General features: G+C 31.0%; 5 protein-coding genes. 2 read left to right on the forward strand and 3 right to left on the reverse strand.

Annotated features, from left to right (window positions below; genetic code table 11):
- Positions 1-439 precede the first annotated feature (439 nt).
- Positions 440-2,254: a plasmid recombination protein gene (locus F5ESL0246_RS08055; protein WP_122019572.1), complete on the reverse strand. Its 1,815-nt coding sequence runs from the start codon at positions 2,252-2,254 to the stop codon at positions 440-442.
- 1,109 nt (positions 2,255-3,363) lie between these two features.
- A complete protein-coding gene (locus F5ESL0246_RS08060; RefSeq protein ID WP_158592807.1) occupies positions 3,364-4,221 on the reverse strand; it encodes a helix-turn-helix domain-containing protein in 858 nt (285 codons plus the stop codon).
- Positions 4,222-4,321: 100 nt separating this feature from the next.
- Here F5ESL0246_RS08060 and F5ESL0246_RS08065 point away from each other — a divergent pair, with 100 nt between their 5' ends.
- Positions 4,322-6,184 (forward strand): ThiF family adenylyltransferase, encoded by a 1,863-nt coding sequence (locus F5ESL0246_RS08065; protein WP_158592808.1) that lies wholly within the window; start codon positions 4,322-4,324, stop codon positions 6,182-6,184.
- Positions 6,159-7,766 carry an ABC transporter ATP-binding protein gene (locus tag F5ESL0246_RS08070; RefSeq protein WP_122019583.1) on the forward strand — a complete coding sequence of 536 codons (1,608 nt, stop codon included), beginning with the start codon at positions 6,159-6,161 and terminating at the stop codon, positions 7,764-7,766. The genes F5ESL0246_RS08065 and F5ESL0246_RS08070 overlap by 26 nt, the downstream gene beginning before the upstream one ends.
- Positions 7,767-8,219: 453 nt before the next feature.
- Here the strand turns inward: F5ESL0246_RS08070 and F5ESL0246_RS08075 are convergent, their stop codons facing one another.
- Entirely contained in the window at positions 8,220-8,696 is a 477-nt protein-coding gene (locus tag F5ESL0246_RS08075; RefSeq protein ID WP_122019586.1) for an HTH domain-containing protein, read from the reverse strand.
- Positions 8,697-9,355 lie beyond the last annotated feature (659 nt).

The following is a 9,355-nucleotide window of genomic DNA, read 5'->3' on the forward strand; positions in this document are numbered from 1 at the left end:
CAGGGCGGTAGAAACGACTACTGCAAATTTAGAATTACTCATGTGTAAGGAGAATTTGTAGCAGTGGATCATACGGCAGTAGTGAGCAGAACATAGCTAGGAGAGCTATTGACTGGGGTTAGTAAATGGCGTTGCCCAGAACGAGATTCATTCATCAAGCGAGAAAAAACAACGGCAAGAACTACTGTGTAGGGCGTTTAAACTTAAATGTATGTCGGCGTAAGCCGAAAGTTATAACCAGCAATTGCAAAGCAAGTTAGTTAGATACTTATTAATTTCCTCTTTAACCTAGGGGATAAGTACCTAACTAACCGCTTTGCGGTTGATCTATAAGGTACTTATGGGGGTAGTATGCTCCACTGGAGGGTATATAAGTAGTGATTAGATTAGCGCAGAGTGAGTAGCCGCAGGAAAGCAGCCTAGAATGCTAGTAGTGGTTTTAACGATCTAAATCCATATCTTGGTTATGTTGTAGATATAGTTGATATAATTCAGCTTTTGAAGGTGTCGAAGCGTGATGTTTAAGGGTTTGGAAATCGGTTTTAGACCAGTGGTGTTCAAAGAGACTTAAGTCGGTTTCTTGTTGTTGGTGGAAATGTTGTCCAATACGCTCTACAACTTTAAACCAAGTATTTTTGAGTAATGGTTTGCACTTACCAATTGCAGTAACTAAAGTTTGCCCAAATTGTTGGAGGTGCTTAATTTGGTGCTTTTGGTGTTTGATAGCAGTGGCTTGCATATGGAGGACTTGGTCTTTTTGTGCTAATTGCTGTTTTTGTGTTTGATTTTGTTGTTTTTGGTCTTGGAGTTCTGTAGTTAGAGTGGCGATTTTTTCTTGATAGGGTATTTTGACGCTACCTAACTGTTCTTGTAATTGCTTGATTTGATACTGGTAAGTTAAGTTATCGCTTTGTAACTTGTTAAGTTCCATAACTAGTTCGACAGCATAGTTATCTTGCTCGGCAATTTTTTTATTTAAGCTTTTAATTTCTTCTTGATAAGGCTCACCAGCTTTGACATGGACTCTTTGTTTTTCTTCATAGCGCCCTTTTTTAATGCCAATGTTATAGCCTTCAAGTGATTTTTTATCAGCAATGGTTTCGTTTTCCAGTGTTAATTTTTGAATTTGCGTTTGTAATTGCGTATTAGTGGCAGTCAGTTTTTGATTTTGTTGAATTACTTGAACTAAGTTTTGGGATAGCCTAGCTTGTTTGATTAAGTTAGCGATTCGGGCTTGGGCACTAACTTTATCAATGAGTCCAAAAGTTTTAGTTGGTAAATAATAATCAACGTCAGCGTGCTTATTAACGTCTGAGAGTCGTTTTAGTGTACTTAAGTATGTTTCATCGTTTTTGACTTTTAAACGGCTCTCACGGCTTAAAACAGCCATTTTTTCTTGCTTATGCTTGATTTGCTGATCCAATTCTTGGCTCATAATTTTTTGATCAGTTAATTTAATAGCTAATTCAGCATTTTTACTTTTTTGCTGTAGAGCTAAGGCTTGAGCTTGATCGACAGCACGCATAGCCTGCTTGTATTCGTGGACGTTTTTTAATTGATTGGTTAAGCCTTGTTCACGTTCAATGCCAAATTTACGTGCTAGTTCGGTTAGACAATCGGCTTGTTGATGTTGAAATTCACGAAAAAGCGCCCGACTGTCCTTGGGATCAGGTTTAAACCCCTCTTCAATTAAAGCTTTATCAAAACTCGGCTTAACGGTTACTCCTCGCTGTGCATTCTTAAAATGTGCTACAGGGACAACATTAAGGTGTAGGTGGGGTGAGCCCGGCTCGTCCATGTGAATGACCGCATTGTAAACCTGTAAATTGGGGTTATTCTGTTCAAAATCATGTTCAAATTCGGTCAAAATCTTTTTGGCAGTTTGCCAATTTTTAGATGTAGTACGATCTTGCTTTAAATAATCATTCTGGTTGCCAACTTGAACAATAAATTCACGTTGGGTCGCTTGATTTTTACTATTTTTGATTTTGCGATAATAATCGGTGATCCGGCGATCTTTACGTTTCTGTTTGGCATTGTATTGTTCAACGGCTTTGCCAAATTGCTCTTGATAAACTTTTTTAATGTCACGATGAACTAGCACCTCGTTTAGGGACGTATATTCTGGCAAAATGTGACGGTGTCCTGCTTTATCGTAATCGAAGTGATTGGGATCAAGGGAGCGGTTATTGTGTCTAATTGAAGTTTCGGTGGCGTTGCCTTTTGCAAACGAAACAGTCATTTTTTGGTTCATAATTTAGCGACCTCCAGCTGACCCTATTCTACTAATTTTTTGCTTCTTTTGCCAAAAAGAAGCGTTTTCGATGTAGTGACAATTGCTTCGCAAAAGTCACTACATCAAACGCCCTTACGCAGGGGGCGAAGCAGAAAAAGCTGGCGCAATTTCTGCTTAATTCAATTTTGGCAAAACTGCGTAATGCACAAAATTTCATGACGAAAAAACAAGCAAAAGTCGTGAAGACTAATGCTTGTTTTTTCGTCCGGTCGTGTCCTTGAGGACACGATTTTCTTTTTGAAAAAAGAAACAAAAAAAGCAGTCTATTGCGACTGCCCCTGTACCTTACGATTGATTAGGTCGTATGCACGTTTTTTTACGCTGAAATAACGTATAAAACTCTCGTACATGTACTATAACACGCAAATAATTATTACACAAATAATTATTAAGATATATTCTAAGAATGGGATTATTTGATAAAATGAATATGCACGTTTTTTGGCGCGCGATCTTGAAAGATTGATTATCTTTCGTGAAAGGAGGCGAGCTTAATGCTGGAAAACGTGATTAAAACTCTCGTAATATACTTTTTTCTTAAACAGATAACTAAGCTGTTGAATGCACTTCATTGTGTTTTAAATGATTTAGTAAAATTATTTAAGTAGAGTATGCCAAGCAGCCTAGATTTTTCTGGGCTGTTTTGGTAAAAAAAGAAATTGGTCTAATTGTGAAATTGAAAAAAATCAGAAAACAAAAAGCCCACTAATTCGGGCTTTTTATATGCTATACAGATTAAATTTCACAAACTTATGTTTAAAGCTTAAATTAAACCTAATCTTGCGGGCTTTTTTACCTACTTCGCTTAATGCACATTATGTTAAGTTGCCACTGGTATGGCTTAAATATATATATAAATCTGAGATTTTTTAGACTTTTTATAAATTAATTAGATATTGCCACAAAGGACAAAAGTGTGTTCTTGAACTTCAGAATTATCTTTTTCTTCATAGATAGTTGTATCTTTCATAAGATTAACCTCCTTTTCATTAAATTTGTTAAGCTTAACTTCTTGAGGATTATCTTATTAAATTTAATCGTAGATATAGAAGAAAAAGTCATATAGTTTATTTTGAAATAATATTTTTAAAATCTTCAAAATTTTTAATATCGCTGCCACTAAAACCTGTAGTTTGTATGATTTTAATAGCTTCATCCATTTGATTAAGTCCAAATTCATAGTTACCTGTTAAATATTTAAGAGCGCCTTTATAAAACATTAACCGTACTCTTTCAAACATTAAATCAGGTGATTTTAAAAGTGTTTCACATAATTGAATATAAGGTATAACTAAACTTGTTTCATTTCTATTTATTAAAGTTTCAATGGTATTAAGTAAAGTATCGGTGAGTCCATTTTTATTGTCATTTAATGATAAATATCGCATACCTTTTTGATATGCTGATTTACTAACTAGTTCTATGATTTCTGTTGGGAGAAAATATAAAGAATTTGCATATAATAGAAATTCATAATAAGCCCAATCTTCTACACCCATTAAATAATTTTTTATTGGCATCCAGTCATTTTTTTCAGGAGGTGTATTAGTGATCTCACTTTTATATAGGTGACATAATAAAATATTGTGCTTATGGCGCAAATTATCATCCTTGGTGTACAGTAGAGCTTCATTTTTTTCAAGATTGTCAAATATCGTAATACTCTTATTATTGGCAGCATCAACTAATTTTTTTAAAAATTTACGTTGAGGATGTTCTTCGAAATCATTAGTTTCTAAGATAAACTCATTAATATCGACATTCATATGATCTAATATTTTAAGTAATTTTGAGAAGGAAATTTCACTTTCTCCTCGTTCGAATTTTGATAAAAATGCTGGAGTAACAATGTTTTTAGCTGCTTGCTTAATAGTTATGCCTTTTGCTTCTCGTATGTTTCTCAAAGAGTTTCCAAAATTATTCATAATAATATTTCCTAAATTCATATATGACCTTTATAAATTAATTTTACCACTTTGTTGATACTGTAATTACAAGAAATAGATTATGCGAGGCAAAACCATTATGGAAAAACTTAAATTAAAAACTGAACTATATTGGAGACTTCATGATGATAGTGTGAGTGTTTTTACAAATAATTCTGATTTACAAAAACGTATATATGTTTCTAACCCCCAAAAATTATTTTCTGTTTTAAAATTTTTGGAAACTCCAAAAAGTAAAATTGATTTATATAATAATTTTCCAGAGTGTTCTCATAAATATATTGATAAGATCATTAATTTCTTAAAATTAAAGCATTATGTTTATATCGATTCAGATGTTGATACAAAATTTAGTAGATTAAAAAGCTTTGTGTCGACTATTCCTGAAACTGATTTTGATTCTTATATACCTAAGTTAAATTCTATAAAGATACTTATTTTAGGTATAGGGACAGGTGGAAGCTTTCAATTAGAAGTCCTTAAAAGGATAGGAATTAGGAATTTTACAGTAATTGATAAAGATAAAGTTGAAAGTAAAAATCTGTGTGCACAAAATTTTGAAGTGAATGATGTAGGAAAATATAAAGTTGATGTACTAAAGCAAAAGCTCCAAGATACAACTACTTGTATTAAAGTGAAAAAAGAGTTTCTAACTTCTTATGATAACTTGGCCTCAATTGTTAACTTAAATGATTATGATTATATTATAGATACAATGGATGATAAAAAAGTCAATTTACAAATCATATCACGTCTTTTTTTAGATTATCCAAACCAAAAATTAATCCTTAATGGTTATCTTGTACAAAAACAAATGAGTTACTTAGTAGATAAGAATAACTATGCAACATTTCTTGAAGAAATAAACGAACTGTTTAGTGAAATTAATACAAAAAATGAAATTTCAAGTAACTCTGGATCAATATTTAATGCAATGTTTATGGCTTTATCTATTGGAAAAATTATTTTTGATGATATTTTTCAAGTTAGGTTAACAAATTATGCTTATGCAGATTTTTTTATAAATGATTATTTTATTGGCAATTCTTGGGAAAAGAAAATTTTTGAACAATTTTCTTTAGTAAAAAAATCACTTAGTACAGTTGCATATCCAGTAACTACGAGCAAAAAAGAATGGATAAATCATATTACATCTGAAAATTATTTAAAAACCAAGATTTTAAGAAAACCAAAATTAAGTCAAATTGAGCAAAGATATGTAAAAACTAAGAGTTCATTCGAAACTTTGATTAGTTCCAAAAAAATGTATAACGATATCAAAACTATGGATGATTCTGGGGAAATTGGTTTAACTCAAATTAAGCAAGAACTAACAGATTTTGGAATTTATAATTTTGGAGAAAGTAGTATAAAAATTTTTGAAGATATATATATGCATGATCGAATATATGATAAAAAGAAAAGATTTGATAAGGCAGCTAATTTAACATTATTTAATTCGGGACAACCATTAGTATATGTAACGGAACAAAATACAGCGTCGAAAAAACTGAATACATTACTTCATGAAATATTTCATTTACTTTTATATTCAAAAACATTAAATACGTATCAACAAGAAGATCTGGTTTTAAATTATTATACTAAGTTTTTAATTCAAAATTATGATAAACCGGCTTTTAAAACATTGTTAATAGCTCATCTAAAAGATACGTTAGCTTTATACATGAATTCTTTTACTTCTGTTCAATATGAGAAATATTTAATAAATGACAATTTGAAGGAATTTCCTAAAATACCAATAATATCTGATACTTCTAAAAATGAAATAATCCAAATTTTGAATATTGATCTAGATTTAAAACGTCCATTTCATACTTTGAAATATGTATATGCTACCGAAAACAATTTTAAAGCTGTTCGACAAATATATTCACTTGTAAAGGAGGGTAAAAATGAAACGATATCTAAGACAGTATAAATTTAGAAATATGCTTGTTATAACCTTGACAGTAATTATGTCATTTTTACAAATATCAACTAATTTAATTAATGCGTTTGCTCTTGATGAGCTTATAAAGTTGCATATGGGTAACTTTTTAAAATGGTATGTTTTGTTCGGAATTATTTGGCTAGTATATTTAGCTATTATGCGGATAACAGACGTTCAACAACAAATTGTTATTCAAAAAATGAGTACTGCTATTAGACATGATATATCTGTGAATATTAGTCATCTTAGTTATCTAGACTTTCATAAGAATCCTACTAATGTTTATTCATCTGAATATACCAATGATTTAAATATGATTGAACAAGCTGGATTTACAAACTTTTTTGCCAGTATTGAATCAATATCTAGTGTGATTTTTTCTATCTTTGCATTGTTAACAATCCATTATTCTTTGATTGTAACAGTTATAATTATGTCAATGATTTTACTCAGTGTTCCTAGCTTCTTTTCAGGCAAATTGCAAGAAGCAAATATTGCAGTTACAAAAGCGAATGGTAAATTTTTAGGACAAGTCACGGATGTATTAGATGGGTTCAATGTATTATTTTCAAGTGGTTTAAATAAATTAATCGTTAGTAAAATAGAAGCACAGTCACATAAACTTGAAGAAGTAAAAGTGGATTCTATTAGGAAACAAACAAATATTGAAGTTATTATTACATTTTTTAATGTTTTAGCTCAATTTATGATTATTGTACAAACTGGTATCTTAGCTTGTCTGAAGTTAATTCCTGTGGGTGCTTTAGGAGGTACTGGTGGATTAGCTGGGGCTGTATTTAATGGATTAGGACAATTAGGCAACAACATTATGCAAATAAAATCTGTACAGCCTATTTTTGAAAAATTCCATTTAAATAATTATAAGGCAGAAGTACCGACACCTATTGATGGGTTACACAGAGGAATAAAATTAACTAACATTACATATTCTATTGGACAACATAATGTTTTTAAAAATTTGAATGTTGAATTCGAATCAGGGAAAAAGTATGCATTAGTTGGTCCTAGTGGGAGCGGTAAATCTACGTTATTGAATATAATTAATTCTAGGATTGATAGTTATGATGGCGAAGTAACTTATGATGGAATTAATTACAATAAGCTTAATGCAGATAATATTAGAGACAATATGGTGTATATTGATCAAAATCCGTATATTTTCAATGAGACACTACGAGATAATATAACTCTAGGACTAAATTATAGCGATGAAGATTTACAAAATGCTATTGCGTCTTCGTCATTACAAGAATTAGTATATTCTCTTCCTCAAGGATTAGATACAATATTGGGTAAAGAAGGATCGAATTTATCTGGAGGTGAGAAACAAAGAATTACTCTTGCTAGGGGACTTATAACAGGTAAAAAAATTATATTAATGGATGAGAGTACGTCGGCACTTGATAAGGATACAGCTTTGGACATCGAGAATACTTTAGTTACTCATCCAAAGATAACGCTAATCATGATTACGCACCATTTACATGAAAGCATTGCATCAAGATTAGATAATATTATTGATATCACAAAAGTTAATAATATTGATTAATTACGAAAGGAGGTGGTTGTATGTTAACTCAAACTATTGAATGGCATAAAATTTAGCAAAATAAGATTTGAAGGGAGGTGTAAGGAATGCTAAGACTTGTTCATAGAATTGGACCACCATGGTTTTTCTAAATGTATTATGAAGTAGTGACAAACGGTGTTTTTATAAATTGGGGTTGGTATATTTTTATTACGATTGGTCATAAATAATTAATCAATATAAGTCAATGATAGAAAGCATTTTTATAAAGTTCAAAATTATATACTAGAAAGAAGGTGGAAATAATGTTGTTAAAATGTATCTTTTTCCCTATAACTCATTATGAATAATGTAAAACATAAAAATTACACGAAAGTAGTGAACCGTGTAATTTCCGAGAATAATATTAAAAACAAGACATTACCCAGTATGGTAATGCTTTTTGTTTATGTAATTAGGTTAAGTATAGCACTTTTAAAATAATTTTGACCACCAGGTCTTCTGGTGATTTTTTTTGTTTTTATTTGAAGTATTAGAAATCTTTTTAAACTCATCAACTTTTTTTTCAGCTATTAACTGTAATTGCTGAGATTGATCTAATAATTTTTGTGTTTGATCGAGTGTGTTATGTAAACGAGTAATTTCTTGGTCTTTGTTAAGAAGCTGTTCATGATATGTTTGTTCTAGAGTATCTAATCTTTGTAATAATGAGTTTATTTGCTCTTGATTATTTACAGGTAAAGAGCTTTTTTGTTGTGGTTGTTTACCGGCAATATTACGGGTTTTATTTACTATCTTGTTTTTGATTAACCTTGCGCCAGTAGTGTTAATTGTAATTATACCGTTGCTGTCTTTACCGGTAAATTTTACCGGTAAAGACTTTAGATGATAACGAATAGTTTGCTTAGAAACACCTAGTTCATCAGCCAATTGTTTAATTGTTTTAGCCATAATTAGTCCTCAATTCTACTAATTATTTTTATTTTAACTGGAAATAATTGAAAGTTCGAGGACCAATAGTTCTTATTGTTTTAAATGTCCTATAATATATTTTCGACATAAAAAATAAATATTTTCAAAATAAATATTTTTATTTTTATTTTTTATGCTATGATTACGTTATCAATTAAATAAAAAAGCCTAGATTGTTTGTATTTAAAGCAATCTAGGCAAAGAAAAAAGCTAATTCACATTCACTTTTGAGCGGGCGAATAAATTAGCTTTAGTCCTCAAATTCATAATTAAGTATAACAAACTTAAATAAGAATTCAAGAGATTAAAGCTAAAAACCTCCGAACTAAAGTGAAAAGATTAGTTCGGAGGTCTTTTTCCGTTATCAAGACAGCACACAAATAGCCAACAGGACAAAGTTGTAAAAAGGGACAGGTTTAATAGAGCCATCTCAAGTAATAAATCTATTTCCGAAAACTAGTAACGTAGCAGTGGGGCAAGTGGCGGTGACGACCAGCAGTGCGAACAAGGTCAGGGCGGTAGAAACGACTACTGCAAATTTAGAATTACTCATGTGTAAGGAGAATTTGTAGCAGTGGATCATACGGCAGTAGTGAGCAGAACATAGCTAGGAGAGCTATTGACTGGGGTTAGTAAAT

It is taken from the genome of Lactobacillus sp. ESL0246, from assembly GCF_003692965.1.
Lineage (GTDB): Bacteria > Bacillota > Bacilli > Lactobacillales > Lactobacillaceae > Lactobacillus.

Coding starts and splice junctions, on each gene's coding strand:
- F5ESL0246_RS08055 (WP_122019572.1), bottom strand. CDS start 2,254: ATGAACCAAAAAATGACTGTTTCGTTTGCAAAAGGCAACGCCACCGAA.
- F5ESL0246_RS08060 (WP_158592807.1), bottom strand. CDS start 4,221: ATGAATAATTTTGGAAACTCTTTGAGAAACATACGAGAAGCAAAAGGC.
- F5ESL0246_RS08065 (WP_158592808.1), top strand. CDS start 4,322: ATGGAAAAACTTAAATTAAAAACTGAACTATATTGGAGACTTCATGAT.
- F5ESL0246_RS08070 (WP_122019583.1), top strand. CDS start 6,159: ATGAAACGATATCTAAGACAGTATAAATTTAGAAATATGCTTGTTATA.
- F5ESL0246_RS08075 (WP_122019586.1), bottom strand. CDS start 8,696: ATGGCTAAAACAATTAAACAATTGGCTGATGAACTAGGTGTTTCTAAG.